The sequence below is a fragment of the Methylobacterium sp. Leaf93 genome (assembly GCF_001422345.1).
Classification (GTDB): domain Bacteria; phylum Pseudomonadota; class Alphaproteobacteria; order Rhizobiales; family Beijerinckiaceae; genus Methylobacterium; species Methylobacterium bullatum.
Genome location: NZ_LMMS01000008.1, coordinates 47,820 through 74,533, shown reverse-complemented (window position 1 = coordinate 74,533; position 26,714 = coordinate 47,820). Strand labels below are relative to the sequence as shown.

The window sequence follows — 26,714 nt, the reverse complement described above, 5'->3', positions numbered from 1 at the left end:
GACGAGCTCGAGGAGCTCCTCGTCGTCGACGAGGTCGACCTTGTTGAGGAACACCACCAGCGCCGGCACGCCGACCTGGCGGGCGAGCAGGATGTGCTCACGGGTCTGCGGCATCGGGCCGTCGGCGGCCGATACGACCAGGATCGCGCCGTCCATCTGGGCGGCACCGGTGATCATGTTCTTCACGTAATCGGCGTGGCCGGGGCAATCGACGTGAGCGTAGTGACGGTTGGCGGTCTCGTACTCGACGTGGGCCGTCGAGATCGTGATGCCGCGCGCCTTCTCCTCGGGGGCCTTGTCGATCTGGTCGTAGGCCGTGAACGTCGCGCCACCCGACTCCGCCAGGACCTTCGTGATCGCCGCCGTCAGCGACGTNCGCCTTCTCCTCGGGGGCCTTGTCGATCTGGTCGTAGGCCGTGAACGTCGCGCCACCCGACTCCGCCAGGACCTTCGTGATCGCCGCCGTCAGCGACGTCTTGCCGTGGTCGACGTGACCGATCGTGCCGATGTTGCAGTGCGGCTTGGTGCGGGCAAATTTCTCTTTGGCCATCGTCACATTCCTAAAACAAAGTCACATGAGCGGTCGCCCAGGGCGGCGCTCGAGGTGTCGAGCCGGGCGAAAGACGCCGCCCGGATAGAGGCTCGGCGTCAGATGATCAAGGGATGATGATTGTGGAGGCCGAATCGAGCCTGCGGCGTGGTCGTCCGGCCGAGGGCCGGGCCCCGCCTTCGATGCGGGGTCAAACCGTCCCGTGAGCCAGGAACTGCGCTCCGAGCGGCATCCGGCCGATGGCCTTCTCGACACTGGGCACCCATCCCCGCCGGAACGGGAAGGCCAGGAAGTGTCGGCTGCGAATGTCCCGCAGCCCTCGTTCCGCGAGGAGCGCCCGGGTCCCGCGGGCACCGAGCAGCACGGCGTCGTGATCGAAGGGACAGCGCGACACCGCGAGGCGCGTCAGCGGGTTCCACGGGTTGTGCTCAATGATCGCCACGAGCCCGCCCGGGCGGGTGACGCGCCGCATATCGGCCAGCAGGCCGGGACGCTCGGCGACGGGGACGTGATGGAAGACGCAGACGGCCAGCGTCGCGTCGAATGCTCCGTCCTCGAAGGGCAAGGTGCCGCCCTCTTGGAGGCGGTAGCGGTTGCCGGGGTTCTCGCTCTCCGCACGGGCCACGGATTCGGGCGAGGGATCGGTGCCGGCCATCCCCGAGACGATGCCGGCCAGGCGGCGATGGAGGAGGCCGACGCCGCAGCCGACATCGAGGAGCGATGGGCGGGAGGTCCCGAAATGCCGGCCGAATACGTCCGCGAGCAGATCGGCCTTCGCGTCCAGGAAGAAGCCGTGTTCGAGCCCGGAAAAGGCGATGGAATCCTGGACCACCGCGTCGTAGCTCGTGCGGTACGCGTCGAAGGAGCTGGTCACGCCGCAATCCTCGATGTCGCGGCCTGCTCGTCCTCCGGGAACCCCACCGCCCGGCCGACCACGTAGAGCGGGCGCTTCTTCACCTCGGTATGGATGCGTCCGACATAGAGGCCGACGATGCCGGTCATCAGCAGGTTCATGCCGGCCAGGAACGAGACGAGGACGACGATGGAGGCCCAGCCGCTGACCAGGGCCGGGTCGTAGAGGGCGCGCACGGCAATGTAGAATCCGTAGGCCAGCGCTGAGAGGGACACTGCTGTGCCGGCCCAAAGGGCGAAACGGAGAGGGATGTCCGAGAAGCCGACGATGCCGTCGAAGGCGAGCCTCAGCATCTTCGACCAGCCGTATTTGGTCTGGCCAAGGGTCCGCGAGAGACGGTGGAACGGCACGGCGGTCTGGCGGAAGCCCATCCAGCTGAACATGCCGCGCACGAAGCGGTCGCGTTCGGGCATGGCCAGGAAGGCGTCGAGGGCCTTGCGGTCGACGAGGCGGAAATCGCCCACATCGGCCGGGATGTCGATGGCGGTGAGCGCCCGGATGAGGCGGTAGAACAGGCCGGCGGTCCAGCGCTTGAAGCGGCCCTCGCCCTCCCGGCTCAGGCGCCTCGCATAGACGATCTCGTAGCCCTCGCGCCATTTGGCGGCGAGTTCGAGCACGACCTCCGGCGGGTCCTGAAGGTCGGCATCCATGACCACGACGGCGGCGCCCGCAGCGCGCTCCATCCCGGCGGTGATGGCGACCTGATGGCCGAAATTCCGCGACAGGGCGAGATAGCGATAGCGAGGATCGTCCTTGGCGCGGCCGGCGGCGACGATGCCCGTCATGTCGGTGCTGCCGTCATCGACGATGATCACCTCCGCCGGCCCGTCGAGCTTGGCCAGAAGCTGGTCGAGACGGTGCAGCAGCACCGGCAGCACGGCCTCCTCGTTGAAGACGGGAACGACGAGGCTGTAGGTCGGCGTGCCGATCTGCGCCGAGGGAGATGTCACGGTCATGCCTGTCGCCGACGGACGGAAGGTCCGGTCGCAAGAGGTTAGCGCGCCATGATTAAGGCCATTCTAACCGGGCCGCGCGAGACGCCGCCTGCCCGCCTACGGATCGGTATCCACGGCCGTGGTGGCCGGGCGAGGGCTGGGCGTTCCAAGGACGCGACCGCCGAAGAGCCCGTTGAGGCCGACCACGATGAGGACGGCCACGAGATGCACCGCCAGATCCGTGGCGGTGGCATCGTGAGGATGGAACGGCACCAGAAGCGCCGCCGCGGCCGCCGCGACCGCGAGCCCCCCCAAGGCCGCCGTGAGTCCGGGGTTGAGCGGGCAGGCCCGGCGCAGCATCGTGACCAGCAGGACCGAGAGCGGCAGCGAGACTCCTATCAGGAAGACGAAGCAGCCGCGCATCTCCCCGGTTTCTGCGAGATTCGAAGCCGGAGCGAGCCAGGCCCGCAGGCAGCCGAGCCCGCTGACGCCGAGCCACAGGACGAGGGGCGGGATCGGCAGCAGGACCCAGGCCCGGCTGCGGCCCGGTACGCTGCTCTGGAAGGCGGCGAAGGCCGCAGCCACGCTCGTCAGCATCGCGCCGAGCGCGGCATAGCGAAGATCCGGAACGCCGAGACGCGCGGACAAAGCAGCGCCATCCGACAGGGGCAGGAGAAGAACGCCCAGGCCGAGCACGGCGGAGATCCAGGCGAAGGCCCGCCATCCCGGCCCGGCCAGTGGGCGGATCGGCGCGAGCGACCGGGCCAGCTCCTCGACGAGACGTTCGTGTCTGGCGGGATCAGACATCCGAACCCCCCTTGCTGGATGAGAGAGAGGCACGCAGCGCCTTGAGGGCTCGATGGAAATTGACCTTCAGCGCCGTCTTGGTCCGCCCGGTGAGAACGGACGCCTCGTCGAGCGAGAGCTCGCGCAAGGCGATGTGCTCGATCGCTTCGCGCTGCCCCGGGGGAAGATGGGCGACGGCCTGGACCACGGCCCGGCGACGGTCGCGGTCCTCCAGATCGTGCCCCGGCAGGGGGCCGTCGTCGGCGTGTGTCTCGTAGGCGATCGGGTCGTCGACCTCGCGCGGCCGGCGGCTGTCCTGGCGCATGGCATCGATGGCACGCCGGTGGGCGATGGCACGGAGCCAGGGCAGGAAGGGCCGGGCGGGATCGTAGCTGGCCCGCGCCCGGTGGATCGTCAGCAGGGTCTCCTGCACCACGTCGTCGATGCTCGTGCCCTGGACGCCCTTGGACCGCGCCATCGCGGAAATGACAGGAACGCAGTCGCGCAGGAGCCCACGGTAGGCTGCGGCATCGCCGTTCTGAGCCGCCTGCATCGCAGCCGACAGCGAGTCCTCGCCGGACGATGCCATCGATCGTGCGGGCATGGTCGCGATGCTTCCGGACTCCGCGGACTGAGCCTGCAGGACGGACAGGCGGCCCGGATGCGCCGCCTGTGCCAGGCTCACGGATGCGACCCTAATGGGTCGTTGTGGGCTTGGCCACACCGCCCTTCGCCCTCGGGTCCGCGCCCATGGCATCGGCGGCAAGGGGCCCCGGGGACGGTGTGGGCGAGAATGCTCATGGGACGCGGTCCTTCGTCGTGGCACCGGGTTCTGCGGCGGCCATGAGGAGGATTTCGGTGGTCGCCCTCCCTCGGTTACGCGTCCCGGACCGGGATCCGATCATTTGGCCGACGCACATCTGAAATCCGGCGCGCGCGACGGGGTTGTCAGGTCGAGGGAAGACGATGGGACGACCGGTTCTTCGATACTCGTCGGCCTCTGCGTCTGTTCGTCGAGACTGCTCTGATGCGAAAACACGAATGTCGATCTTTGCAAGAGTAGACAGGCCTCCGGCGCGCCCAAGGGGCTCCCTGCATGGGTACTTCCAAGTCCGGTCCATGACAGTCCTGTGGACCATTCAAATATACCAGGCTCTTCCCGAGTGAACCTGGAACTGACCGCCCATGCATCGGTTGAAGGCTGGGCCGTGGCCCGGTCCATGAAGCGATTGGAGCCACAGTGACACTCGGCGTCGACAGGTACGAACTCCGGCAGATCATCGCCGGCCTCAGCGAGGGCGTGATCTTGGTCGAGCCGGACCAGACCATCGCCTATGCCAACGAGGCGGCCCTGGCGATGCACGGGGCGGAATCCGTGAGCGAGCTCGGAGAGACCGTCGACATCTATCGCGAGCGCTTCTCCTTACGCTACCGCAACAATCGCACGCCCAATCAATACCCGATCGAGCGCGTCGTTGCGGGTGAGACGTTCCACGACGTGGTCGTGGAGGTGACGCGGACCGACGAGCCGGACGTCACCTTCGTCCATTCCTTGCGCAGCCTTGTGGCCACTGATCGCGACGGCAATCCCAGTTGCCTCGCACTGATTCTCAAGGACGTCTCGGATCAGTTCGAGGCCGAGGACCGCTTCGAGAAGACGTTCAACGCGAATCCGGCCCCGGCGGTGATCTGCCGGCTTGCGGACCTGCGACACGTCAAGGTGAATCTCGGCTTCCTCGAGATGACGGGGTACACCCGCGATGCCGTCATCGGCCGCAGCGTCTACGAGGTCGATGTCCTGGCGGGCGCCCGCAGCCGGGATCTGGCCATCTCGCGCCTGAACGAGGGCGGCACCATCCCGCAGATGGAAGCCTGTCTCGACCTTCCCGATGGCGGCGTGCGCCACGTCATCGTCGCCGGCCAGCCGATGGATTTCGGCGAAGAGCCGTGCATGCTCTTTACCTTCGCCGATCTCGAATTGCGTCGGAAGGCCGAGATGGCCTTGCGTCAGAGCGAGGAGCGCTTCGCGAAAGCCTTCAGCCTCACCCCCGTTCCGACGGTGCTCGCGCGGGCGAACACTTTCGCCATCACCGGGGTGAACGAGGCCTTCACCCGCGTCTTCGGCCATTCCGCCGAGACGGTCGCCGGGCGCTCACCGGCGGAGCTCGGGCTCTGGGTCCACGATGCGGCCCGCGAGAGGTTCGAGAGTGCCGTGGCCATGACCGGCTACGTTCTCGGGCTCGAAGTCTGCCTGCAGCACGAGGATGGGACCAGCCTCGATTGCCTCGTCTCCGCCGAGCGGGTCGAGATAGGGGACGACATCTACGCACTCCTCGTCCTGCAGGACATCACCGAGCGCAAGCGTGGCGAGCGCGACCTGTTCGAGGCCATCGAGACCGTCATGGCCGATACCTCCTGGTTCAGCCGAGGGCTCATCGAGAAGCTCGCCAACCTGCGTCGGCCGGGTGGTGAGCACAAGGATTCCGTCGCTCCGAACATGACGGTCCGCGAACGGCAGATTCTCGATCTCATCTGCTCGGGGCTCGGCGACGATGCCATCGCCAAGCGTCTGACCCTGTCGCGCAACACGGTGCGGAATCATGCCGCCGCCCTTTATCGAAAACTGGGCGTGCACAAGCGATCCGAGGCCATCGTCTGGGGGCGGGACAATGGGTTCCCTGTGGGCTCGTCCAGTTAAATAAAATCGATCTACCGGTACGAATGCATCATTGATCGGTCGTCGGTACGCGCCAACTTGGGAGCACCGAGCCGCAAGAGATGCGGGTCCGGCCAGCCAGTATTCGGATCGATCGATGAGCGAGCCCAAGTCCGCGATCACGGCTGAAACGCTCAAGAGCTCTGTAAAAGAAGCCATCGAAAAGCTGATCGGTGATCATAATATGGTCGACGAAGGAAGACCTCAGCACAAATTACCGAAGTCTATAGTGAAACTAAAAAACGTTTCCGAGACTTAGGGTGAGCCTGACGGCGCCGGACGTCATCCAGTCAAGATTTTATAGATACAGGAGTGAAGATCATGGTCGATACCAATCGGATCACCGGGGCCGCGAAAGAACTCGGCGGCAAGATTCAGGGTGCGGTCGGTGACATGACTGGTTCGAACCGCAACTCGGTCGAGGGCCGGGCGCGCGAAGTCCAGGGCACGGCCGAGAACCTCTATGGTCAGGCGAAGGACGCGGTCGGCGAGGCCGCAGAGCACGCCACTGACGCTGCCCGCGACGTCGGTGGCCGCGTCCGCCGCGTCGTCGACGATGTCGCCGGGTCCGACGGACGCGAGATTGAGGCGCGCGCGCGCCACGCTCAGGATGCCGCCGGGGACACCTACGAGCGCGCTGATCGATCCGTCCGCAATGCAGGCCGCGAAGCTTACGACTACGCCGAGGACGCCTACGAGAACGGTGGCAACTATCTGCGCCAGGGCGGCCGCGAGGTGACCCATCAGGTCGCCGAGCACCCCGTTGCCGCCCTGCTCGTGGCCGGCCTCCTCGGCTACGGCATCGGTTTGCTCATTCACGGCCGCGACTGAACGTCCGCCGCGCTACCTCTCCCCTTCATCTTCCCCCGCTCGGACTACCGAATTCTTCGGACTACCGACGACCCCGGAGTTCTGCCACGTGACTTCTTCCTCCAGCATCCCGACGTCGCCGATCGTCGCCGGTGATACCCGCACCGTCCTGCTGAACCAGGTTTCGTGGGGCGCGATCTTCGCCGGCGCGGTCACCGCCCTGGTGACCCAGGTCATCCTCAACATGGTCGGCGTCGGCATCGGCCTGTCCAGCGTCGGACCGGTGGCCGCCGACAACCCGGCCGCCTCGACCCTGTCGATGAGCGCCGGCATCTGGTTCATCGTCTCCGGCATCGTGGCCGCCCTGGCGGGCGGCTTCATCGCCGGGCGCCTGTCGGGCAAGCCCGTCACGGGCGCCGCCGGCCTGCACGGCCTGGTCTCCTGGGCGGTGACCACCCTCGTGGTGCTCTATCTTCTCACCTCCGCGGCCGGCGGCCTCATCGGCGGCGCCTTCTCGGGCGTGACCAGCACGCTCGGCGGCGCCGGTTCGCTCGTCGGCGGTACCGTGCAGACCGCCGCGCAGGCCGCAGCCCCGTCGCTGTCCAAGATCACCAACCCGCTGGACGGCATCGAGCAGAGCGTCCGCCAGCAGGCGGCCGGCCAGGACCCGCAGGCCGCCAAGGATGCCGCTGTCGCCGCCATCCGCGCCCTGTTCACGGGGGATCCCGCCCAGAAGGCCCAGGCCGAAAACCGCGCCGCCGACGCGCTGGCCAAGGCCCAGGGCATCCCGGTCGACCAGGCCAAGACCCAGATCCAGGACTACCGCAAGCAGTACGAAGAGACCGTCGCCAGCGCCAAGCAGAAGGCCGAGGCCGCGGCCGTGGCCGCCAAGTCCGCCGCCACCCAGGGCGCCTTCTACGGCGCGCTCGCCCTGATCCTCGGCGCGCTCGCCGGCTTCTTCGGCGGCCGTCTCGGCGCTCCGACCCTCGCCACCCTCACCGATCGCTACGACGCCCGCCGCGTCTGAGCCGGATCGCCGGCCGGTCACCGCGACCGGCCGGACCTTCCCTTTCGACGATCACCCCGAACCCAAGGAGCCATCCCATGAGCAGCACCACGGACAAGCTGAAGGGTCTCGCCAACGAAGCCGTCGGCAACCTCAAGGAGGGTGTCGGCAAGGTCACCGGCAACGACAAGCTCGTCGCCGAGGGCAAGGCCCAGGAACTCAAGGGCGAGGCCCAGCGCACAGTCGGCGAGGCCAAGGACGGTGTGGCCTCGGTCGTCGACAAGGTCACTGGCAAGCGGTGATCCCGTCCCCGAGGGAGGGCTCAGGCTCTCCCTCCGCCTCACCTGTAGGAGACTTCCATGAATCGCGATCAGTTTCGCGGCGCGTCCCGGCACCTGAAGGGACGTGCCCAATCCGCCCTCGGCGGTGTCACCGGCGATCCGGCCCGTCAGGTGCGCGGTGCCGTCAACCAGGTGGCCGGCGGCGCGCAATATGCCTACGGCCGTGCCCGCGACCGTGCCGAGGATTTGGCCCAGGATGGCCGCTATCTCGTCGGCGAAGTCCGGGACCGCGCCGGTAACCTGATCGAGGACGGACGCGGCTTCGCCCGCCATGCAGCCAAGCGCGGCACGACCTATGGCCGCCAGGCGGTCCGCTATGCCGACGACCATCGCGCATCCGCCCTGCTCGGCCTCGCGGCCGTGGCCTTCGCGGTGGGCTGGCTCGCCCGTCCCAAGCGCTAATCCCCGTCATCCGGAGACCTTCGATGATCCGCAAACTCCTGACCTTGTTCGTGCTTCCCAGAATCGTCGCCTATGTCGGACGCCGCCTCAGCGGCCGGGCCGCAGCCCCACCGCGTCGGCCCCGCTGACGACCGCCCATCCGCCCCCGTCGCGGTGGAGCCGTCCCTTGTCGACGGGGACGGCGCCCGCCATGCCGGCTCGCGGCGGGGGCATGATACGCCCTGTTGCCGCCGATAGGGTCGGTGTCGGGCTTGGCGGGAAGCGGTCGTTCGATCCATGAAGTTCGCCGGCCTCCTCGTCCGCCGCGAGTTCGTCTTCCTTCTGCTCGCCGTGTTCCTCGGCCTCGGGGCCGCCACGGCCTACTGGATCTCGCGGGCGACCGTCCTGACGATCGCCGTAGCCCAGAAGGACGGGACCGAGCCGGCGCTGATCCAGGCCTATGCGGATGCCCTGGCCCGGCGGCACAAGGAGATCCGGCTCAAGGTCATCGCCTTCGACGATGTGCGGGACAGTGCCGCCGCGCTCCAGGAAGGCCGCGCCGATCTCGCCGTGGTCCGTCCCGATATCGACCTGCCCGACAACGGACTGACCCTGGCGATCCTTCGCGACCAGGCGATGATCATCGCCTCTCCAGAGCCGTCGAGGCTGACGAACTTTCCCGACCTCGATCGGAAGCGCCTCGCGATCCTCGCGCATCGCGATGCCGACCAGGCGCTGATCAAGGCGATGGTCAGCCATTACGGCCTCACCCTTCTCGACAAGGACCCGGAAGGTCCGCTGCCACCGCGGCACGTGGCCCTCGTGGAAATGTCCGAAGCCGAGCTGCCCACGGCCCTGGCCAGGAAGCGGGTCGATGCCGTGGTCTCGGTCATTTCACCGACCGCACCGACGGCGCAGCGCATCGTCGGCATCGTCCAGGCGGCCAGCAAGACCCGAAAGGTCGCCTTCGTCACGGTGGAGAACGCGGATGCCATCGTCGCCCGGATGCCGCGCCTGCAATCCGTCACGATGCCGGCCGAGACCTTCGGTGGCAGTCCCAAGATCCCGGCCGAGGACGTCCACACGGTCGGCGCGTCCTACCGCCTGATGGCGCGGGCCAGCCTGTCCCGTCCCGTCGCGGCGGACGTGACCCAGCACCTGTTCGAATTGCGCAGCGGCATGGCCAACGTGACCCCCGCCGCCGATTACGTGCAGGCGCCGAGCTACGACAGCACGGCCGGCGCGACGAGCGCGCGGTTGCCGATCCACCCCGGCGCCGTCGATTTCTTCGAGCGCGAGCAGCAGGGCTTCATCGAGCGCTACGAGACCTGGATCTATCTCGTCGCCTTCCTCGGCGGCGGCATCGGGTCTGGCGTCGCGTGGATCGGCCAGCGTCTGTCACGGCTGCGCCGGGAACGGATCGAGGAGGCCACCGACCGTCTCCTGCAGATTCGCCAGGAAGCGCAAAGCAGCGCCGATCCTCCGCGCCTGGAACACCTCGCCCGCGAAATCGACGATCTCGCCGGCGAGATCGCCAAGCACGCCCTGGAGCGGCCGACGGAGGCCAGGACCATGTCGGCCGCCGCCATCGCCATCGATGCCGCCCGGTCGACGGTCAAACGCACGATCGCGGCCGGGCAATACGCAGCCGACTCACCCGGATTGGCAGGGCGCACGACGTCGTCGGAGTCCAGCGCGGCGGAATGAAGATTGGCCGGCCTCCCCGGCCTTATGGGCTTCCCGAGGCAGCGTCCGGCCAGGTTCTTCGGCGCGGACCCGCGGGGTCCTTCGACAAACTCAGGATCGTTGCCGCGCCGGAAAGAACGAGCAGCCCGATCGCCAGCGATCGCGCGAGGCTCGGCGACAATCCGCATCGATGGTGAGGGCCATGAGAAAGCGCCGGCGTGTTCCGCCGGCGCGATCCCCAAGGCCTTGATCCCCAACGCCACGTGAGCGAGGCAAGGAAGCGCCGCGCGCCGGATCATCGGCACACGGGGCTCACATTGAACCGACACTCGGCCTCGAAGCAGTCGCGCGGGCAGACCCCGGCGCCTCAGGCTCATCGCGGTCCGGCATTGGACGACGCATCACGTGCATCGAGGGAGGCACCCGCGTGGTCCCCAAAGTGTTCGATGTCAGGCTTTGACGGCGCAATCTTTTCGCGGCGAATGCCGGGACTACACAGCCTATCGCCTTGCGAACCCGATATCGACCGCCACCGCCTCGAGCCGTTCGGGTTCGCGCTCTTTGCGCTCGGAATACCTGTCGACGAGGTAGTCTGCCCTTTCACGGGTCAGGAGGGTGAACTTGAACAGTTCCTCGCAGACGTCGACCACCCGGTCGTAGAGGGGGCCGGGCTTCATACGGCCGGCCTCATCGAACTCCTTGTAGGCCATGGGCACTGAGGACTGGTTCGGGATGGTGATCATCCGCATCCAGCGCCCGAGGATGCGCAGGGCGTTGACGGCGTTGAACGATTGCGAGCCGCCTGAGACCTGCATCACGGCCAGGGTCCGGCCCTGCGTCGGGCGCACCGACCCCTCCGACAGGGGCAGCCAGTCGATCTGGCTCTTGATGACGCCGGTCAAGTTGCCGTGTCGTTCGGGGCTGACCCAGACGTGTCCCTCCGACCAGATCGAGAGGGTGCGCAGTTCCTGGACCTTCGGGTGGTCGGCCGTGGCGTCGTCCGGCAGCGGCAAGCCGTGCGCATCGTAGATCCGCACCTCGCCGCCCATGGCCTGAAGCAGCCGCGCGGCCTCGTAGGCGAGGAAGCGGCTGAACGAACGCTCCCGGAGCGATCCGTACAGGATCAGGAACCGCGGAGCGTGGGTGAACGGCGTTAGCACCTGAAGGCCGGTGCTCGTCGGGACCTCGAAGTGCCTCTCGCTCAGGTTCGGCATGCCATCGGCGAAGGGTTGCTGAGGCTTGTCCAAGGCGTCGGTGTCCTCTATATTTCAATGATTATTGAGGTATTGACATCATGATGGGCGAACGGCAAGCCGTGGCCGCCTTTGCGGCCCTCGGCCAGGAGCATCGCATGCGCATCGTGCGCCAGCTCGTCACCGCCGGGCCGGACGGGATGGCAGCCGGCATGCTGGCCGAGGCGGTCGGCGTGTCGGGCACCAACCTGTCCTTCCACGTGAAGGAGCTCACCCATGCCGGGCTCGTCACCTCCCGCCGCGAGGGACGCTCGATCATCTACAGCGCCGCCTACCCGGACCTGTCGGAACTGATCCAGTTCCTGATGCGCGATTGCTGCCAGGGGCGCCCCGAGGTCTGCGCCCCGGCCGTCGCAGCCCTCTCCGCCTGCTGCAAGGAGACCTCTCGATGGACGTCGTGATCTACCACAACCCGGATTGCGGAACGTCCCGCAACACCCTGGCCCTCATTCGCAATGCCGGCATCGAGCCACACGTGGTCGAGTACCTGAAAACGCCGCCGAGCCGCACCCTGGTACGTCAGCTCGCCGAGCGGGCCGGCGCCACGATCCGAGACTTCCTGCGCGAGAAGGGGACACCCTTCGTGGAACTCGGCCTCGCCGACCCGGCCCTCACGGACGACCAGCTTCTGGATGCCATCGAGGCGCACCCGATCCTGCTCAATCGGCCTTTGGTGGTGAGCCCGAAGGGCGTCGCCCTGTGCCGCCCCTCCGAGGCGGTCCTCGACCTCTTGCCGGTCCAGCGAGGCGAGTTCGTGAAGGAAGACGGCGAGCGCGTCGTCGACGAGTACGGGCGCCGCGTCGCCAGCGCCTGATCGGCTTCCCGCTCCATCAAGAACAAGAAACGGTGCCGATGCTCGCGCTTGCCATTTTCGTGGTCACCCTCGTCTTCGTCATCTGGCAACCCAAGGGCCTCGGGATCGGATGGAGCGCCCTCACGGGGGCCGCCGTGGCCCTCGCAAGCGGGGTCATCCATCCAGGCGACATCCCTGTGGTCTGGCATATCGTCTGGGATGCCACCTTCACGTTCGTGGCGCTCATCGTCATATCGCTTCTCCTGGACGAGGCGGGGTTCTTCCATTGGGCCGCCCTACACATCGCCCGGTGGGGTGGTGGTCGTGGCCGCCGCCTGTTTCCCCTGGTCATCCTTCTCGGGTCGGCGATTGCGGCGGTGTTCGCCAACGACGGGGCTGCGCTTCTCCTCACCCCCATCGTGCTCGCCATCCTGCTGCGGCTCGACTTCAAGCCGGTGGCGGCCTTCGCCTTCATCGTCGCCTGCGGGTTCGTGGCCGACAGCACCAGCCTGCCGCTGGTGATCTCGAACCTCGTCAACATCGTTTCCGCCAACTTCTTCGACATCACCTTCAGCCGCTATGCCGCCGTGATGGTACCGGTGAACCTCGTCTCGCTCGCCACGACCCTGCTGGTCCTGTGGATGTTCTACCGCCGCGACCTGCCAGCGACCTACCCGGTGGGCCAGTTGGAGGCGCCTCGTCGTGCCATCCGCGATCCCTCGGTGTTCACGGCGGCCTTCCCGCTGCTCACTCTCCTTCTCGCCGCCTACTTCGTCTCCGCGCCCTTCGGCATACCGGTATCAGTCGTCACCTGTGCCGGCGCCCTGATCCTTCTGGCTCTCGCCAGCCGAAGCCGCGTGATCCCCATCCGTAAGATCCTCGCGGGGGCACCGTGGCAGATCGTGCTGTTCAGCCTCGGCATGTACCTCGTCGTCTACGGTCTGAAGAACGCCGGCCTGACGGAGTACTTAGCGCAGGGGTTGGTCTGGCTCTCAGGCCAGGGAACGATCGTCGCCACCATCGGGACGGGCTTCGCCGCCGCCATCCTGTCTTCCGTCATGAACAACATGCCGGGAGTGCTGGTGGGGGCGCTCTCGATCCAGCAGACCCCCGACCTGTCACCGCTGATGCGCCAGTCGATGATCTACGCCAACGTCATCGGCTGCGACCTCGGCCCGAAGTTTACACCGATTGGCAGCCTTGCGACCTTGCTTTGGCTCCACGTGCTCGCCAGCCGGGGGCAGCACATCACGTGGGGGCAATACATGAAGGTAGGGCTGATCATCACCCCACCTGTGCTTCTGGTGACGCTTTCGGCCCTGGCGCTATGGCTACCGTTGCTGGACGCTCCGTAGCTGCCCCATGGGCCAGGGCATGCGCCGGTCGGTTGGTTCGCTCCTCCCCACTCTGCCGGAGCGGAAGAACCGGGATCCATGCGCTTTCACGAAAAATCGATGGTTCCGTTCTCGGACCTGCCCGCATCTCCACGCCCGCGTGGCGCTCTACAGCCAGGAAGAGACCAAGGGGCCTACTCAAGCCCGGTTGCCTCGTCGTGGATGCCGTGATGCCCGCGAGTCCCAGCCGGAGCCTGGGGGTGATATCGGCCTGTCCGTAACCGTCCCTGGGGGCCGCTCATCTGCCCATTTGGGAGGTATCGATCGCTCGGATCAAACGCCGAGGAGACCTCCCAAAAGAAGCCTATCCCGTTCGATCTGCTGCAAATTTTCAAGGTAAGGGAGTGGAGCGGGTACCGGGAATCGAACCCGGGTATTCAGCTTGGAAGGCTGCTGCTCTACCATTGAGCTACACCCGCATATGGCGCCCGATAACATGGCGACGCGGTTTTGAGAAGGTTATCCCTTCATCGGCCGTGGTGCCTGCGTGTCGGTATGGATTGGTGGGGGAAGTAGGACTCGAACCTACGAAGCTTACGCAGCGGATTTACAGTCCGCCCCCTTTGCCGCTCGGGACATTCCCCCAAACCACCGCCTCTCGGCAGCGCGCGGGTCCTTATGGTGAGGGCTTGCGCGGGTGTCAACACGTCCCGCGCGGGCACCGACGCAAAGTTCAGGGTGTGGCGAGATCGCCGACGCGCAACTGCACCCGCTCGCCGCCGCGCCAGGTATCGATGGCGAGGGTTCCGGCCACGTGGAATTCCTGGCCGATCCCGCCGAGGAGCGCCTGGCCCAACGGTCCCTGGGCGGAGCGGAAGGCGATGGCGCCGATGGCTTGGCCGTCCCGGCTCCTGAAGCGCGCGCGGACGTGGCCGTTGCCGACGATCGCCGCATCGACCAGCCGGTGGTACGGCAGGGCGAAGACCGGTTCCGGTGCGCCCGCGCCGAACGGTCCGGCGCGCCGGACGAGGCGAACCACTTCCGCCGTAGCGCCGCCCGCGTTCACGGTGCCGTCGACGAGCAGTGCCTCCACCGCCCTCGCCTCCGATACCGCCGCGGCGAGGGCGGCCGCGAGGAAGTCGCGCAGAGGCGTGGGGTCGTGGCTCGATAGCGTGGCGCCGGCCGCCATGGCATGCCCGCCGCCTTTGACGAGGAGGCCGGCATCCACGGCCTCGCGCACCGCATGGCCGAGATCCACCCCCGCGACGGAGCGGCCCGACCCCGTGGCGGTCCCGTCCGGACGCAGGGCGAAGGCGAAAGCCGGCCGACCGAAACGCTCCTTCAGCCGCGCCGCCACGAGGCCGACCACTCCCGGATGCCAGGAGGCGGAGGCCGTCACCAGGATCGGCGTGTCGGGGGCCAGTGTCAGCGCACGATCCATCTCGGCCTCGGCTTCGAGCACCGCCTGTGCCTCGATGCCCTGCCGCTCCCGGTTGAGGAGGTCGAGTTCGGTGGCGATGCGGGTCGCCTCCGCCGGATCTCCACTGGTGAGAAGGGCTGCGCCCAGCCCCGCATGGCCGATGCGGCCGCCGGCATTGATGCGCGGGCCGAGCAGATAGCCGAGATGCCAGGATTCCGGCGGCTCGCTCAGGGATGCGGCGTCGAACAGGGCGGCGAGACCGATCCTGCCCCGGCCCCGCATCACCTTCAATCCCTGGACGACGAAGGCGCGGTTGAGGCCGGTGAGCGGCACCACGTCGGCGACCGTCGCCAGGGCCACCAGATCGAGGGCTTCGGCGAGATCCGGCAGATCCTCCCGCCCTCCCCGCCTCAGGCGGCGGTTGAGGGCGACGAGGGTGAGGAAGACGACACCCGCCGCGCAGAGATGGCCGAGGCCCGAAATGTCGTCGAGCCGGTTCGGGTTCACCAGTGCCTCGACCGGAGGCAGGATTTCCGGCGCGCCGTGATGGTCGAGGACGATCACGGCGAGCCCGCGTTCGGCGGCAGCCGCCAGGGGCTCGTGGCCGCTCGTGCCGCAATCGACGCAAACGAGGAGCTTCGCCCCGCCCTCCGCCAGCGCCGTGACCGCCGCCACGTTGGGGCCGTAGCCTTCCGTAATCCGGTCCGGGATGTGAATGTCCACCGTCAGGCCGAGCGCACGCAGGTAGCCGGCCATCAGCGCCGCGCTCGCGGCGCCGTCGACATCGTAATCTCCGAACACGGCGACGCGTTCGCGGGTCTCGACGGCCTGGGCGAGACGCTCGGCCGCCGCCTCCATGTCCACGAGGCGAGCCGGATCCGGCATCAGATCGCGCAGGCGCGGTTCGAGATAGGCCGCCGCCTCGTCGGGCCGGACGCCGCGTGAGGCGAGGACGCGGGCGAGAAGGTCGGGCAGGCCATGGGCCTGCACCATCGTCGCGGCATAGGCCTGGGCGGCGGGGTCGCCGCAGCGGTCACGCCAGGGCCGCCCCATGACGGAACGGGTGACACCGAGGAAGGCGCGGGATGGGGCGAGGGCTGAGGCGGCTGACACGCCGTCAGTCTACCCGCCTCCGGCCCTCCGGCGCCACCGCCTCATGCGCTCGCCCGCGGACCGACGAGGGCGAACATCGCCCCCTGCGGGTCGAGGGCTTGAACGGTCCAGGCGCCGCCGGGCACCTGATGCGGGCCGGAGACGACCCGCCCGCCGCCCTCGGCTATCCTCGATCCGGCGGCGTCGATGTCGTCGACATTGACGTAGTACAGCCAGAACGGGGCGGGCGCCTGGGCGTTCGTCATCATACCGCCGGTATGGATCCCGTCGCAGCCCGCATCGGGGTCCTGGGCGCCGAAGAGCTGGTAGGTTCCCATCGGACCCATATCCACTGCGTCGGTCTTCACCCAGCCGAAGAGGTGCGCGTAGAAGGCGAAGGCCGCCTCCCAGTCGCGGGTGTGCAGTTCGTGCCAGCCGAAATGCCCGGGCGTGCCGGGCGGAGGGGCCGGCGGCAGAGGGCCGGCGCCACGAAAGAGCACGAACACCGCGCCCTGCGGATCGGCGGCGACGCAGAAGCGGCCGATCCCCGGTATGTCCTCGGGTGCCCGGTGGATCGTGCCGCCGGCCGCGCGCAGATCGGCCGAAGCGGCATCGACATCGGCCACGGCGACGTAGCCCATCCAGCCGGACCGGCCCCCCTGGGCACGGACCGCGTCGGGCAGGGTCATCATCCCGCCCACCGGCACCGCTTCGCGACGGGCCAGAGTATAGTCGGTTCCCGGCATGCCGGCATGCGCGATGCTCCAGCCCATCACATCGGCATAGAAGTCCCGCGCGGCGGGAAGGTCCGTGGTCATCAGGTCGTACCAGACGAAACGGCCGGTCTCGGTCATTGCCCTCTCCCTCTCCGGGAACGTGTCGCTCGGCACGAACACTCCCTATCGAAGATGCCTCGCCGCTTTATGACGCCGGGAGCGCCACTCGCCCCCGCAGGCTTCGCGAGCGTGATCCCCGGCTTGGCTGGGTCCCGAGAGGCCCGCGAATCTGCCGGGGCGGGACTGACGACATGTCCCCGCCGTGCCGTCTCGGACGCACGCCGTGGCGGCCGAACCGGGCTGGCATCGTGGTCGGTGGGGGCGAATGAAGAAGGGGCCGGCGCGTGATGCGCCGGCCCCTTCTTCATCAGAGTCGTCCGGGATCGAAGGCCCGGCGGCTCAGAGGTTCTTGACGATGGAGTCCACGACCTTCTTGGCGTCGCCGAACAGCATCATCGTGTTGTCGCGGAAGAACACCTCGTTCTCGACGCCGGCATAGCCGGAGCCCATGCCGCGCTTGATGAAGAGGACCGTCTTGGCCTTCTCCACGTCGAGGATCGGCATGCCGTAGATCGGCGAGGTCTTGTCGGTCTTGGCGGCCGGGTTGGTGACGTCGTTGGCGCCGATGACGAAGGCTACGTCCGCCTGCGGGAAGTCGCCGTTGATGTCCTCGAGCTCGTGGACCTCGTCATAGGGCACGTTGGCTTCCGCCAGCAGCACGTTCATGTGCCCGGGCATGCGGCCGGCGACGGGGTGGATGGCGTACTTCACCTCCACGCCCTCCTTCTTGAGCATGTCCACCATCTCGCGCAGCGAGTGCTGGGCCTGCGCCACCGCCATGCCGTAGCCGGGGACGATGATGACGCGCTCGGCGTTCTTCATGATGTAGGCCGCATCGTCGGCCGATCCCTGCTTGACGGGGCGCGTCTCGACAGCGCCACCTGCACCGGCCGCAGCGGCGTCGCCGCCGAAGCCGCCGAGGATCACGGAGATGAACGAGCGGTTCATCGCCTTGCACATGATGTAGGACAGAATCGCACCCGACGAGCCGACGAGGGCGCCGGTGATGATGAGCGCGAGGTTGCCCAGGGTAAAGCCGATGCCGGCCGCCGCCCAACCCGAATAGGAGTTGAGCATCGACACGACGACGGGCATGTCCGCGCCGCCGATCGGGATGATCAGGAGGCCGCCGAGCACGAAGGACAGCACCACGATCAGCCAGAAGATCGCCTTGCTCTCGGTGCCGATGAACACCGCGATCAGGCCGATTAGAGCGATGCCCAGGGCGATGTTGATCGCGTGCCGCTGCGGCAGCATGATCGGCTTGCCGGACATGCGTCCGTCGAGCTTGGCGAAGGCGATGACCGAACCGGTGAAGGTGATCGCGCCGATGGCGACGCCGAGCGCCATCTCGAACAGCGATTCCTTATGGATATGGCCGTTCTCGAGGATGCCGACCGCCTGCGGGGCATAGAGCGTGCCGGCTGCACCCGCCACGGCGGCGAGACCGACGAGGGAGTGGAACGCGGCCACGAGCTGGGGCATGGCCGTCATCGGCACCCGCTTGGCGATCACCGCGCCCGCGCCGCCGCCGATGGCGAGGCCGAGGAGGACGATGATCCAGGCGCCGAAGCCGGCTGGCGGATGGCCGACCAGGGTGGTCAGGACCGCGAGGCCCATGCCGACCATGCCGTACAGGTTACCCTGCCGCGACGTGGTCGGGTGCGAGAGCCCCCGCAGCGCCATGATGAACAGGACGCCGGAGACGATATAGAGGAGGGCGGAGACGTTCTGGGACATCGTCTCAGGCCTTCTTCTTGTACATGCCGAGCATGCGCTGGGTAACGAGGAAGCCGCCGAAGATGTTGACGCTGGCGAGGACGATGCCGACGAAGCCGAAGAAGCGCGCCCAGCCGGTGCCCTTCTCGATCAGCGGAACGCCGGCGGCGAGGAGCGCGCCGACGATGATGACGGAGGAGATCGCGTTGGTGACGGACATCAGGGGGGTGTGGAGCGCCGGGGTCACCGACCACACCACGTAGTACCCGACGAAGATCGCGAGCACGAAGATCGCGAGCTGGAAGACGGTGGGATCGACCGCGCCATGGGTGGCGGCGGCGATTCCGTGGCTGATGCCCTGACCGAGGCTGTCGGCGAGGCTCTGTGCCTGATCGGCGGCGGTACGCGCGGTCGCGGCCGCTGCGCGCGCCTGTTCGGCGGCCTGTTCGGGAGGAAGGGTTGCCATCTGTCTCTCCGTCGCGATCAGGCTGCTGTGGACTGGAAGGACGGGTGGACCACCTGTCCGTCCCGCGTGAGGTTCGTCGCCTTCACCAACTCGTCGTCCCACTTGACGGCGAGGGCCTTGGACTCCTTGTCGATCAGGGTCTCGACGAAGGCGAACAGGTTGCGGGCGTAGAGGCTCGACGCGGTTGCTGCGAGGCGGCCGGCGACATTGACGTGGCCGACGATCTTGACCCCGTTATCGGTGGTGACGATCTCGCCGGCCTTGGCGCCGGCGACGTTGCCGCCGCGCTCGACGGCGAGATCGATGAGCACCGAGCCGGGCTTCATCGAGGCGACCATCGCCTCCGAGACGAGCTTCGGAGCGGGGCGCCCGGGGATGAGCGCCGTGGTGATGACGATGTCCTGCTTGGCGATGTGCGTCGCCACCAGATCGGCCTGTTTCTTCTGGTATTCCGCCGACATTTCCTTGGCATAGCCGCCGGACGTCTCGGCCTGCTTGAACTCGTCGTCCTCCACTGCCACGAACTTGGCGCCCAGGGATTCGACCTGTTCCTTGGTGGCGGGCCGCACGTCGGTGGCGGTCACCACGGCGCCCATGCGGCGGGCGGTGGCGATGGCCTGAAGGCCGGCGACGCCGACGCCCATCACGAAGACGCGGGCGGCGGGCACGGTGCCGGCGGCCGTCATCATCATCGGCATGGCGCGGCCATACTCTGCGGCGCCATCGACCACGGCGCGATAGCCGGCGAGGTTAGCCTGGGAGGAGAGAACGTCCATCACCTGCGCGCGGGTGATGCGCGGCATCAGCTCCATGGAGAAGGCGCTGATCCCCGCATCGGCCATGGCCTTCAGCGCGGTCTCGTTGCCGTAGGGATCCATGATGGCGACGACGGTGGCGCCGGTCTTCAGGAGCTTGAGTTCGTCCTCGTTGGGACGGCGAACCTTGAGGACGAGGTCGGCATCCGTTGCGGCCTCCGCCGCCGTAGCCGCGATGGTGGCGCCCGCCGCCTCGTAATCCGCATCGGGAACGCCGGCCTTGAGGCCTGCCCCGGACTGGACCGTCACGTCGGCCCCGAGGCCTTTGAATTTCTTGATCGTCTCGGGCACCGCCGCGACCCGCGGCTCGGCGGGGTCCGACTCTGTCAAAACAGCGATGCGCATTCAGGAGGTCCCCCTCGGCGATCGTTCGCGATCGCCGTAGCTTAGCAGGAATATAGAGCCCGGACCTCTGGTATACCAGCGGTCCGTGGCTACGTCACGCGAAGAAGAGGTACAGAAGCAGAAGAACAGCGACCGCAGCGGGAGCCTTCCAACCGACGACAGGCGACAGCGCGCCCACCGTGCCCGCCACGCCCGACAGCAGCACGCCGAAGATCGCCGTGAGCCAAGCCTCGCGAATGCCACCCACGGCCAACGCGAGCACCCAGCAGATCACCACGAAGGTGCCGATTTCCACGAACCGGACAAACCCACGGTAGGTCTGTTCGTGGGTCTTCTCATCCATCGCCGGGCTGTAACGTACGCCGGTCACGGTCTTCGCATCGGCCATCTTGTCGTCGTCCCCTTGGGTATCATCTTGATTGGTTCCAAGCGGATTTAGCGCATGCCTCTGTCACCCGCAATCGAGATACCGGCTCGCGAAAATATGGAAAGCCGGTTTTATCCCGGAGAATGACAGTCGATCCCCGCTTGTCATGAACAGGCGGCTAATCCTGCCGATTACTCGGGGGATGGAAGTCCCGCCGCGGCCAGCGCCGTGCCCTGCCGTTCGGTCAGGGTCTCTAGGGAGAATCTCTCGATTTCGGCCTCGAACAGGCGGTGGTAGTTCAGCTCCGAGCGCAAGTGTAGGAACACCGCGCCGAGCCCCACGGCGGCGCGGTCCATGAAGACGAATTCCTGCGGCACGGTCACGGGTCCGCGCTGCTTGAGGGCCTGATGCACCTCGAAGGCTTGGCGCCGGCCATATTCGCCGGGCTTGACGCCATCCGCCACCGTCCTCGTGCGATCCTCGAGGATCGGGCCGTAGATGAACCGGGCCCAGATGTTGAGGATCTCGATCAGCTCCTTGTTGAGGTTCTTGAACCCCCACACCTCGTAGGCGTGGACGATCCGGGCGTGATCGTTCTCCAGGAGGCCGCGATAGAGATCGACGACGCCGCCGACGAAGCGGGGGTGGAAGATGCGGACGCAGCCGTAATCGAGCAGGTTGATCCCGCGTGCCTCACCGTCCTCGGAGAAGACCGTGTAGTTGCCGAGATGCGGATCGCCGTGAATTACGGCCGCTCGACTGAACGGGTGCCACCAGGCCTTGAACATCGCCCGGGCAAGACGGTTGCGGATGTCGAGGGGCTGATCGGAGAAGTCGAGGATCCGGTCGCCTTCGAGCCAGCCGAGGGTGAGGAGACGCTTGGTGGAGAGATCGGTGTGGATGGCGGGCACCCTCACCTCGGCGATGTCCTGCAGGACGGCCCCGTAGAGGGCCGCGTGCTTGGCCTCACGCTCGTAGTCGAGCTCCTCGCGCACGCGGGCGCCGATCTCCTTGGCGATCTCGCGGGTGTCGAGCCAGGAACTGAGGCGACGGTGCAGGGCGAAGGCAATTTCGAGCTGCTTCAGGTCGGCCTCCACGGCCGATTGCATGTCGGGATACTGGAGCTTGCAGGCGAAGGGCGTCCCGTCGAGGCCGGTCGCCCGATGAACCTGGCCGAGGGAGGCGGCAGCGGCGGGCTTGAGGTCGAAGGAGCCGAACCGCTTCTGCCAGTCGGGGCCGAGTTCGGCCATCATCCGGCGCTTGACGAAGGCCGCACCCATCGGCGGCGCGTCGGCTTGGAGCTTCTGGAGTTCGGTCGCGTATTCCGGCGGCAGCAGGTCCGGCACGGTGGCGAGGAGTTGCGCCACCTTCATGATCGGGCCTTTCAGTCCCCCGAGCGCCTGCGCCAGAGCGGCCGCGTTGGTGGGGGTCTCTCCCTTTCCGAACAGCTTGGCGCCGGCCATCCGCGCGGCGACACCCCCGACATTGGCGCCGACACGGGCATAGCGGCTGGCGCGCGCCGAGAAGCGGTTGGCTTCGTTGTCGTGATCGGCCATCGGGTCCATTCTGCGCGACGAAGGGGTGTCACCACGAGATAGGCCCCTTCCTCAAGGGTACCAGGGCCATGGGCCCATGGGTCGCGGAACTTGGGTCGCTGTAGGGGTTACGCCGCCGGCCAGTTGTCGCGGATCCAGCGAGTGAGGCCGTTCTCGTCGATCTCGCTCGCGGCGAGGTTCCGTATCATGACGACGGCCTCTGCCTCGTTCGCGAGGAAATCGATCCCGTTGAGGCCCAGAAACGTCACGAGCGCCAGCAGTGCCGCCCGCTTGTTTCCGTCGATGAAAGGATGGTTCTTGGCGATGCCGAAGGCGTAGGCAGCGGCCAATTCGGCCAAATCCGCCTCACCATAGGCTGCCCGATTCACTGGCCGGCCGAGAGCCGATTCGAGCGCCCCTTCGTCCCGCAACCCTGGCGGGCCGCCGAACAACTTGAGCTGACGGGCGTGAATGGCCTGGACGAGATCGCTCGTCAGCCAGACGACCGTCGTCATTTCGCAAGCTCGGAGAGCGCGTTGCGGTAGCTCTTCATCGCCTTCTCGGCGATTTCCATTCCCCTCTCGAAAGTCGGGTCGAGAGGCGAAAGCCGCACCGAGCCATCCGCGTTCTCCGTCACCGAAAGCCAGTCGCCCTGCGAAAGGTTGAGTTTACCCAGCAGTTCCCGCGGCAGGATGAGCCCGGTGGAATTGCCGATCTTCTTGACTTCGAGCTTCATGACGGGCGAGCCTTTCGTTGTACGTCATGTACAACGAAAGGCCGTTGGCGCAAAGGAGCTTTATCCCTCCATCGCCTCCAGTTCGACGATCATCCCCTCGATCATGTTGAGGCCGATCTGCCAGAAGGCGGGGTCGCTGGCATCGAGGCCGAAGGGAGCGAGCAGTTCGCCGTAGGGCTTTGCTCCGCCGGCCGAGAGCAATGCGAAGTAGCGGTCCACGAAACCTTCTTCGGCATTGGCATAGACGCCGTAAAGCGAGTTCACGAGGCAGTCGCCGAACGCATAGGCGTAGACGTAGAACGGCGAGTGGATGAAGTGCGGAATATAGGCCCAGAACGGCTCGTAGCCGGCATCGAGGGAGATCGCCGGGCCGAAGCTCTCGGCCTGCACCGACATCCAGAGCCCGTTGATCTGCTCGGCGGTGAGCTCGCCCTCGGCGCGGGCGAGGTGGACCTTCCGCTCGAACAGGTAGAACGCGATCTGGCGCACCACCGTATTGATCATGTCCTCGACCTTGGCGGCCAGCATCGCCCGGCGCTGAACCGTATCGGTGGTGGCGGCGAGCAGGCGCCGGAACGTGAGCATCTCGCCGAACACGCTCGCGGTCTCGGCCAGCGTCAGGGGCGTCGGCGCCATCAGCGCACCGTTATGTGAGGCGAGTACCTGATGCACCCCGTGGCCGAGTTCGTGCGCCAGGGTCATCACGTCCCGCGGCTTGCCCTGGTAGTTCACCAGCACATAGGGATGCGCCGAGGGCACGGTGGGATGGGCGAACGCGCCCGGCGCCTTGCCCGGCCGCGTCGGCGCATCGATCCAGCGGCGGTCGAAGAAGGTCTTGGCGATGTCGGCCATGCGCGGCGAGAACGCGCCGTAAGCGTCGAGCACCATGTCGCGCGCCTCCGCCCAGGGAATGGTGCGCTGCTCGACCCGTGGCAGCGGCGCGTTGCGGTCCCAATAGGGCAGGACGTCCACCCCGAACCACTTGGCCTTCAGCCTGTAGTAGCGGTGCGACAGGCGCGGATAGGCGGCCTGGACGGCGTCCACTAGGGCCGCCACCACCTCGGGCTCGACCCGGTTGGAGAGGTGCCGGTCGTCGGCGACGTCCTTGAAGCCGCGCCAGCGGTCGGAAATCTCTTTGTCCTTGGCCAGGGTGTTGGTGATGAGGGTGAAGGTCCGCAGATTGGCGCGGAACACGTCGCCCAGGGCCCCCGCCGCTTCCTTGCGGACCGCCCCGTCCGGGTCCTGCAGCTTGTTGAGCGTCGGCTCGAGGGTGAGCATCTCGCCCTGCAGCGGGAAGCGCAGGGATGCGATCGTGCCGTCGAACAGCCGGTTCCAGGCGGAGCGCCCGGTGACCGACTTCTCGAGGAACAGCTTCTCGGTGCGGTCGTCGAGCTGATACGGCTTCTCGCGGCGCAGATCCTCGATCCAGGGGCGGTAATGCGCGAGAGGACCATCCGCCATGGCGGCGTCCATAACGCCGTCATCGACCCGGTTGATCTCCAGGGCGAAGAAGAGCAGGTGGCCAGAGGCCGTGGTCAGCCGTTCCTGGGTGTCGCCGTAGAACTTCTGGCGCCGCTCGTCCGTGGTGTCGCCGGAGTATACGAGGCCGGCGAAGGACATCAGACGGCCGAGCCGGTCTTCGATCGCCTCATAGGCCGCCACCGCCTCGGCGAGGCGAGCGGACGCGTCGGGTCCGCCGGCGATCTCGGCGATGGCGCCGCCGTAACGCTCCGAGAAGGCGCTGCAGTCGCCTTCCGCCCGGATCAGGTCGGCGCGGAAATCCGGCGAATCGATCCCGGAATAGAGGTCGCTCAAATCCCATTCGGGAAGCGAGCCGAGGTCGAGGGCGAGAGCGGCCGCCCGCGCGACGTTCGTTCCTTCCGATCGTTGCCCGGCCGGCATCCGGGCGGCGCTAGAGAGGCTGGCATGGACGACGGCACGACTCGACATGATGTCTTTGATCCTGAAGCGGCGTTTCCCCGCCGTTTCCGCTGATATCGAGCGGTGAGGCTCCGCGATCAACCGATTCGGCCCATTCGGCCGCAACGAATCTCCGGCATGGCCCTCGTTCGCCCCGCCTCGGCCGGGGAGTGGACCATCAGGGAAGAAAGTGGGATCGTCGTTAAGAGCAGCTTTACGCTCTTCGCTCACCCTACGGATCGAAACGAAACACCGGTGGCCGACCCGCAGGGCGATATCCCTGGGACGATCGCCTTTCTCAGCACACGGTCGAGGCTCTCCGCATGTCGACAACGGTCCTCATCGTCGACGACGATCCCGTCCAGCGCCGGCTCGCCGAAGCGATGGTGCGTCGCCTCGGCTTCGAGGTGAAGGTCGCCGAGAGTGGCGAGGATGGGCTGTCCGTGCTGCGTTCGGGCGAACCGATCGACGTCGTGCTCCTTGATCTCGTGATGCCCGGTGGCCTCGACGGTCTCGGCGTCATGGCGCAGATGCGCCAGTCGGGTCTCGACATCCCCGTCATCGTCCAGACGTCCAACGGCTCCATCGATGCGGTGGTCAACGCCATGCGGGCCGGTGCCACCGATTTCGTGGTGAAGCCCGCCGGTGCCGAACGGCTCCAGGTCTCGATCAAGAACGCCCTCAAGGTCGACCAGCTCGAGGAGGAGGTCCGGCGCATGCGGCGGCGCGCCTCCGGCTCGCTCACCTTCAAGGACCTGTCCTCGCGCAGCCCCGACATGGAGCGCGTGATCCGGCTGGCCGAGCGTTCGGCCAAGTCCAACATTCCGGTGTTGATCGAGGGTGAATCCGGTGTCGGCAAGGAGGTGCTGGCGCGCGCGATCCAAGGGTCGGGCGACCGGCGCGGCAAGGCCTTCGTCACGGTCAATTGCGGGGCGATTCCCGACAACCTCGTCGAATCGACCCTGTTCGGGCATGAGAAGGGCGCCTTCACCGGCGCCACCGAGCGCCATGTGGGCAAGTTCGTCGAGGCGTCGGGCGGTACGCTGTTCCTCGACGAGATCGGCGAACTCCCCCTCGATGCCCAGGTGAAGCTCCTGCGCGCCCTGCAAGAGGGGGAGGTCGATCCGGTGGGCGCCAAGCGCAGTGTCCGAATCGACATCCGCCTCATCTCGGCCACGAACCGCTCGCTCCTCGACCTCGTGAAGCAGGGCCGCTTCCGTGAAGACCTGTACTACCGCCTGAACGTCTTCCCGATGACCCTGCCCCCCCTCCGGGCGCGCCGCGAGGATATCCCGGATCTGGTGCGCTCGTTCTGCGCGCGCTTCGCGGCGGAGGAGGGCAAGCGTGTCCGTGCGATCACGCCGGAGGCGATGTCGCTGCTCAGCCGCTACGGCTGGCCCGGCAATGTCCGCCAGCTCGAAAACGCCCTGTTCCGCGCGGTGGTGCTCGCCGATAGCGACGAGCTCACCGTGGCCGAGTTCCCTCAGATCGCCGCCCAGGTCGAAGGGTTCGACGTGCGCATTCCGGCCGCCCCGGTCCAGCCCATGGTCCATGCCGGGACCCCGGAGCCGGTGCGCGAGATCGTCCGCGTGGAGGTCCGCGACCCCCATGCCATGACCCTCGTCACCGAGGAGTCCGGCGAGATGAAACCGATGGACGAGCTGGAGGCGGAGATCATCCGCTTCGCCCTGCAATATTACCGGGGCCGCATGTCGGAAGTGTCGAGGCGCCTCGGCATCGGTCGCTCGACGCTCTACCGCAAGCTGAAGGATCTCGGTCTCGACGGCGACGAGAAGGGCGACGAAGCCGCTGCCTGAGACGCGGGAGCGATCCCTTCGCATCCTTCGGATTGGGATGTGCGTCACGGCACTGCGTTTCCGGCCTCCGGCGCATGCCGGGCTTCCACTGTTGCCCGCGCGCCGTTGCAAGCGGTGGCGCAAGCAGCGATTGTTTTGAGCT

General features: G+C 67.2%; 26 protein-coding genes, 2 tRNA genes and 2 pseudogenes. 11 read left to right on the top strand and 19 right to left on the bottom strand.

Annotation, left to right across the window (positions count from 1 at the left end; translation table 11 throughout):
- From ASF26_RS07865 to ASF26_RS07845, 6 genes and pseudogenes are all read right to left on the bottom strand, one after another.
- Positions 1-375, bottom strand: a pseudogene (locus ASF26_RS07865) (GTP-binding protein); the annotation flags it as partial.
- A 100-nt stretch (positions 376-475) separates the two neighbouring features.
- Positions 476-550: pseudogene (locus ASF26_RS23640) on the bottom strand (hypothetical protein); the annotation flags it as partial.
- A gap of 190 nt (positions 551-740) precedes the next feature.
- Positions 741-1,424, bottom strand: coding sequence for a class I SAM-dependent methyltransferase (locus ASF26_RS07860; RefSeq protein WP_056251831.1), 684 nt, complete (start codon positions 1,422-1,424; stop codon positions 741-743).
- On the bottom strand, positions 1,421-2,419 hold the full coding sequence (locus tag ASF26_RS07855; protein WP_056251828.1) for a glycosyltransferase family 2 protein: 999 nt from the start codon (positions 2,417-2,419) through the stop codon (positions 1,421-1,423). The genes ASF26_RS07860 and ASF26_RS07855 overlap by 4 nt, the downstream gene beginning before the upstream one ends.
- A 96-nt stretch (positions 2,420-2,515) precedes the next feature.
- Positions 2,516-3,205 carry an NrsF family protein gene (locus ASF26_RS07850; protein ID WP_056251826.1) on the bottom strand — a complete coding sequence of 230 codons (690 nt, stop codon included), beginning with the start codon at positions 3,203-3,205 and terminating at the stop codon, positions 2,516-2,518.
- Complete coding sequence (locus ASF26_RS07845; RefSeq protein WP_244475869.1) at positions 3,198-3,788, bottom strand: sigma-70 family RNA polymerase sigma factor; 591 nt, start codon at positions 3,786-3,788, stop codon at positions 3,198-3,200. The genes ASF26_RS07850 and ASF26_RS07845 overlap by 8 nt, the downstream gene beginning before the upstream one ends.
- 636 nt (positions 3,789-4,424) lie before the next feature.
- Between ASF26_RS07845 and ASF26_RS07840 the strand changes: the two genes are divergently transcribed.
- From ASF26_RS07840 to ASF26_RS07815, 7 genes are all read left to right on the top strand, one after another.
- Positions 4,425-5,882: a helix-turn-helix transcriptional regulator gene (locus ASF26_RS07840; protein WP_056251823.1), complete on the top strand. Its 1,458-nt coding sequence runs from the start codon at positions 4,425-4,427 to the stop codon at positions 5,880-5,882.
- Between the two features lie 115 nt (positions 5,883-5,997).
- Positions 5,998-6,159, top strand: coding sequence for a hypothetical protein (locus ASF26_RS22605; RefSeq protein ID WP_156462911.1), 162 nt, complete (start codon positions 5,998-6,000; stop codon positions 6,157-6,159).
- Positions 6,160-6,221: 62 nt separating this feature from the next.
- Positions 6,222-6,731: a CsbD family protein gene (locus ASF26_RS07835; protein WP_056251853.1), complete on the top strand. Its 510-nt coding sequence runs from the start codon at positions 6,222-6,224 to the stop codon at positions 6,729-6,731.
- A gap of 88 nt (positions 6,732-6,819) precedes the next feature.
- A complete protein-coding gene (locus ASF26_RS07830) occupies positions 6,820-7,737 on the top strand; it encodes a hypothetical protein (protein WP_056251821.1) in 918 nt (305 codons plus the stop codon).
- A gap of 77 nt (positions 7,738-7,814) precedes the next feature.
- On the top strand, positions 7,815-8,018 hold the full coding sequence (locus ASF26_RS07825; RefSeq protein ID WP_018043750.1) for a CsbD family protein: 204 nt from the start codon (positions 7,815-7,817) through the stop codon (positions 8,016-8,018).
- 57 nt (positions 8,019-8,075) lie between these two features.
- Entirely contained in the window at positions 8,076-8,459 is a 384-nt protein-coding gene (locus tag ASF26_RS07820) for a CsbD family protein (RefSeq protein WP_056144977.1), read from the top strand.
- Between the two features lie 276 nt (positions 8,460-8,735).
- Positions 8,736-10,145, top strand: a complete 1,410-nt coding sequence (locus tag ASF26_RS07815) for a TAXI family TRAP transporter solute-binding subunit (protein ID WP_056251817.1) — start codon at positions 8,736-8,738, stop codon at positions 10,143-10,145.
- Positions 10,146-10,624: 479 nt separating this feature from the next.
- Here the strand turns inward: ASF26_RS07815 and arsH are convergent, their stop codons facing one another.
- A complete protein-coding gene (gene arsH / locus ASF26_RS07810; RefSeq protein ID WP_056251814.1) occupies positions 10,625-11,371 on the bottom strand; it encodes an arsenical resistance protein ArsH in 747 nt (248 codons plus the stop codon).
- Positions 11,372-11,418: 47 nt separating this feature from the next.
- Between arsH and ASF26_RS07805 the strand changes: the two genes are divergently transcribed.
- From ASF26_RS07805 to ASF26_RS07795, 3 genes are read left to right on the top strand one after another with little or no spacing between them, the layout of a single operon-like run.
- Positions 11,419-11,778: a metalloregulator ArsR/SmtB family transcription factor gene (locus ASF26_RS07805; protein ID WP_056251812.1), complete on the top strand. Its 360-nt coding sequence runs from the start codon at positions 11,419-11,421 to the stop codon at positions 11,776-11,778.
- Positions 11,766-12,191, top strand: coding sequence for an arsenate reductase (glutaredoxin) (gene arsC, locus ASF26_RS07800; RefSeq protein ID WP_056251808.1), 426 nt, complete (start codon positions 11,766-11,768; stop codon positions 12,189-12,191). The genes ASF26_RS07805 and arsC overlap by 13 nt, the downstream gene beginning before the upstream one ends.
- Positions 12,192-12,229: 38 nt before the next feature.
- Positions 12,230-13,525: an arsenic transporter gene (locus ASF26_RS07795; protein WP_056251805.1), complete on the top strand. Its 1,296-nt coding sequence runs from the start codon at positions 12,230-12,232 to the stop codon at positions 13,523-13,525.
- A gap of 384 nt (positions 13,526-13,909) precedes the next feature.
- Here the strand turns inward: ASF26_RS07795 and ASF26_RS07790 are convergent.
- The 12 genes from ASF26_RS07790 to ASF26_RS07735 form a co-directional block, all read right to left on the bottom strand.
- Positions 13,910-13,983 (bottom strand) — tRNA-Gly (locus ASF26_RS07790).
- Positions 13,984-14,065: 82 nt separating this feature from the next.
- Positions 14,066-14,149, bottom strand: a tRNA-Tyr gene (locus ASF26_RS07785).
- An 88-nt stretch (positions 14,150-14,237) separates the two neighbouring features.
- Positions 14,238-15,977 (bottom strand): single-stranded-DNA-specific exonuclease RecJ, encoded by a 1,740-nt coding sequence (gene recJ / locus ASF26_RS07780; protein ID WP_244475871.1) that lies wholly within the window; start codon positions 15,975-15,977, stop codon positions 14,238-14,240.
- A 101-nt stretch (positions 15,978-16,078) separates the two neighbouring features.
- A complete protein-coding gene (locus tag ASF26_RS07775) occupies positions 16,079-16,870 on the bottom strand; it encodes a VOC family protein (protein WP_056251799.1) in 792 nt (263 codons plus the stop codon).
- Positions 16,871-17,191: 321 nt separating this feature from the next.
- Positions 17,192-18,592 carry an NAD(P)(+) transhydrogenase (Re/Si-specific) subunit beta gene (locus tag ASF26_RS07770; protein WP_056251795.1) on the bottom strand — a complete coding sequence of 467 codons (1,401 nt, stop codon included), beginning with the start codon at positions 18,590-18,592 and terminating at the stop codon, positions 17,192-17,194.
- Positions 18,593-18,596: 4 nt separating this feature from the next.
- The gene (locus ASF26_RS07765; RefSeq protein ID WP_056145165.1) at positions 18,597-19,037 is read right to left on the bottom strand and encodes a proton-translocating transhydrogenase family protein; all 441 of its coding nucleotides are present in this window, start codon (positions 19,035-19,037) and stop codon (positions 18,597-18,599) included.
- A 17-nt stretch (positions 19,038-19,054) separates the two neighbouring features.
- The gene (locus ASF26_RS07760; RefSeq protein WP_056251792.1) at positions 19,055-20,197 is read right to left on the bottom strand and encodes a Re/Si-specific NAD(P)(+) transhydrogenase subunit alpha; all 1,143 of its coding nucleotides are present in this window, start codon (positions 20,195-20,197) and stop codon (positions 19,055-19,057) included.
- A gap of 94 nt (positions 20,198-20,291) precedes the next feature.
- Complete coding sequence (locus tag ASF26_RS07755) at positions 20,292-20,585, bottom strand: aa3-type cytochrome c oxidase subunit IV (protein ID WP_018044344.1); 294 nt, start codon at positions 20,583-20,585, stop codon at positions 20,292-20,294.
- A gap of 170 nt (positions 20,586-20,755) precedes the next feature.
- Positions 20,756-22,120, bottom strand: a complete 1,365-nt coding sequence (locus ASF26_RS07750; protein ID WP_056251850.1) for an AarF/ABC1/UbiB kinase family protein — start codon at positions 22,118-22,120, stop codon at positions 20,756-20,758.
- A 107-nt stretch (positions 22,121-22,227) separates the two neighbouring features.
- Positions 22,228-22,614: a type II toxin-antitoxin system death-on-curing family toxin gene (locus ASF26_RS07745; RefSeq protein ID WP_056251788.1), complete on the bottom strand. Its 387-nt coding sequence runs from the start codon at positions 22,612-22,614 to the stop codon at positions 22,228-22,230.
- Entirely contained in the window at positions 22,611-22,835 is a 225-nt protein-coding gene (locus tag ASF26_RS07740; protein WP_056251784.1) for an AbrB family transcriptional regulator, read from the bottom strand. The genes ASF26_RS07745 and ASF26_RS07740 overlap by 4 nt, the downstream gene beginning before the upstream one ends.
- A gap of 60 nt (positions 22,836-22,895) precedes the next feature.
- The gene (locus ASF26_RS07735; protein WP_082477555.1) at positions 22,896-24,785 is read right to left on the bottom strand and encodes a M3 family oligoendopeptidase; all 1,890 of its coding nucleotides are present in this window, start codon (positions 24,783-24,785) and stop codon (positions 22,896-22,898) included.
- A 293-nt stretch (positions 24,786-25,078) separates the two neighbouring features.
- Here ASF26_RS07735 and ASF26_RS07730 point away from each other — a divergent pair, with 293 nt between their 5' ends.
- Positions 25,079-26,572, top strand: a complete 1,494-nt coding sequence (locus ASF26_RS07730) for a sigma-54 dependent transcriptional regulator (RefSeq protein ID WP_056251781.1) — start codon at positions 25,079-25,081, stop codon at positions 26,570-26,572.
- Positions 26,573-26,714 lie beyond the last annotated feature (142 nt).

Bases quoted from the DNA above. Each gene is read 5' to 3' on its own strand.
- ASF26_RS07820 (WP_056144977.1), top strand. From the start codon at position 8,076: ATGAATCGCGATCAGTTTCGCGGCGCGTCCCGGCACCTGAAGGGACGT.
- ASF26_RS07745 (WP_056251788.1), bottom strand. From the start codon at position 22,614: ATGACGACGGTCGTCTGGCTGACGAGCGATCTCGTCCAGGCCATTCAC.
- ASF26_RS07850 (WP_056251826.1), bottom strand. From the start codon at position 3,205: ATGTCTGATCCCGCCAGACACGAACGTCTCGTCGAGGAGCTGGCCCGG.
- ASF26_RS07760 (WP_056251792.1), bottom strand. From the start codon at position 20,197: ATGCGCATCGCTGTTTTGACAGAGTCGGACCCCGCCGAGCCGCGGGTC.
- ASF26_RS07845 (WP_244475869.1), bottom strand. From the start codon at position 3,788: ATGCCCGCACGATCGATGGCATCGTCCGGCGAGGACTCGCTGTCGGCT.
- arsC (WP_056251808.1), top strand. From the start codon at position 11,766: ATGGACGTCGTGATCTACCACAACCCGGATTGCGGAACGTCCCGCAAC.
- ASF26_RS07775 (WP_056251799.1), bottom strand. From the start codon at position 16,870: ATGACCGAGACCGGCCGTTTCGTCTGGTACGACCTGATGACCACGGAC.
- ASF26_RS07740 (WP_056251784.1), bottom strand. From the start codon at position 22,835: ATGAAGCTCGAAGTCAAGAAGATCGGCAATTCCACCGGGCTCATCCTG.
- ASF26_RS07795 (WP_056251805.1), top strand. From the start codon at position 12,230: ATGCTCGCGCTTGCCATTTTCGTGGTCACCCTCGTCTTCGTCATCTGG.
- ASF26_RS07855 (WP_056251828.1), bottom strand. From the start codon at position 2,419: ATGACCGTGACATCTCCCTCGGCGCAGATCGGCACGCCGACCTACAGC.
- ASF26_RS07735 (WP_082477555.1), bottom strand. From the start codon at position 24,785: ATGTCGAGTCGTGCCGTCGTCCATGCCAGCCTCTCTAGCGCCGCCCGG.
- ASF26_RS07750 (WP_056251850.1), bottom strand. From the start codon at position 22,120: ATGGCCGATCACGACAACGAAGCCAACCGCTTCTCGGCGCGCGCCAGC.
- ASF26_RS07815 (WP_056251817.1), top strand. From the start codon at position 8,736: ATGAAGTTCGCCGGCCTCCTCGTCCGCCGCGAGTTCGTCTTCCTTCTG.
- ASF26_RS07730 (WP_056251781.1), top strand. From the start codon at position 25,079: ATGTCGACAACGGTCCTCATCGTCGACGACGATCCCGTCCAGCGCCGG.
- ASF26_RS07835 (WP_056251853.1), top strand. From the start codon at position 6,222: ATGGTCGATACCAATCGGATCACCGGGGCCGCGAAAGAACTCGGCGGC.
- ASF26_RS07770 (WP_056251795.1), bottom strand. From the start codon at position 18,592: ATGTCCCAGAACGTCTCCGCCCTCCTCTATATCGTCTCCGGCGTCCTG.
- ASF26_RS07765 (WP_056145165.1), bottom strand. From the start codon at position 19,037: ATGGCAACCCTTCCTCCCGAACAGGCCGCCGAACAGGCGCGCGCAGCG.
- ASF26_RS07755 (WP_018044344.1), bottom strand. From the start codon at position 20,585: ATGGCCGATGCGAAGACCGTGACCGGCGTACGTTACAGCCCGGCGATG.
- ASF26_RS07825 (WP_018043750.1), top strand. From the start codon at position 7,815: ATGAGCAGCACCACGGACAAGCTGAAGGGTCTCGCCAACGAAGCCGTC.
- recJ (WP_244475871.1), bottom strand. From the start codon at position 15,977: ATGGGGCGGCCCTGGCGTGACCGCTGCGGCGACCCCGCCGCCCAGGCC.
- ASF26_RS22605 (WP_156462911.1), top strand. From the start codon at position 5,998: ATGAGCGAGCCCAAGTCCGCGATCACGGCTGAAACGCTCAAGAGCTCT.
- ASF26_RS07805 (WP_056251812.1), top strand. From the start codon at position 11,419: ATGATGGGCGAACGGCAAGCCGTGGCCGCCTTTGCGGCCCTCGGCCAG.